Annotated in this window: 1 protein-coding gene and 1 pseudogene; both read left to right on the top strand. The window is 61.1% G+C overall.

Annotated features, from left to right (window positions below; all coding sequences use genetic code 11):
* Window positions 1-316 (top strand): annotated as a pseudogene (locus NRB16_RS28905) (ornithine carbamoyltransferase); the annotation flags it as partial.
* Window positions 313-661: ATP-binding cassette domain-containing protein (locus tag NRB16_RS28900; RefSeq protein ID WP_257107568.1), on the top strand; the 349-nt coding region annotated here is incomplete at its 3' end. The pseudogene NRB16_RS28905 and the gene NRB16_RS28900, both read left to right, overlap by 4 nt.

The raw sequence follows: 661 nt of genomic DNA, 5'->3' as shown, positions 1-661 counted from the left end.
CACCCGTGATCCGAAGGAAGCAGTTGCAGGCGCGCATCTGGTCAGCACCGATGTCTGGACCTCCATGGGCCAGGAAGAAGAAACCGCCAAGCGTATCGCGCTGTTCGCACCCTTCCAGGTCACCCGCGCCTTGCTCGATCTAGCTGCCGAAGACGTGCTGTTCATGCATTGCCTGCCAGCGCATCGCGGTGAAGAAATCAGCGTCGACCTGCTGGACGATGAACGCTCGGTCGCCTGGGATCAGGCTGAAAACCGTCTGCATGCCCAGAAAGCCCTGCTGGAGTTTCTGGTCGCGCCGTCCTATCAGCCCAAATGAGCCATACCCTGCTGCTGAATCTGCGCAACCTGGCCTGCGGCTATCAGGATCAACGTGTGGTGCAGGACCTCAACCTGCACCTCAACGCCGGAGACATCGGCTGTCTGCTGGGTTCTTCGGGATGCGGCAAGACCACGACCCTGCGGGCCATTGCCGGGTTTGAGCCGATCCATGCCGGCGAGATTACCCTGGCCGGTGAAGTCATTTCCCGACCCGGCTGGACCCTGGCACCGGAGAAACGCCGGATCGGCATGGTGTTTCAGGACTACGCGCTGTTCCCGCATCTGAGCGTGGCGCAGAACATCGCTTTCGGCATCCGCAAACATCCCCGCCTGAATCAGGTAG

The sequence above is a fragment of the Pseudomonas sp. LJDD11 genome (genome assembly GCF_024584215.1).
Lineage (GTDB): Bacteria > Pseudomonadota > Gammaproteobacteria > Pseudomonadales > Pseudomonadaceae > Aquipseudomonas.
Note: the sequence above shows the minus strand (reverse complement) of the source record. Positions and strands in the feature narration are given on the sequence as shown.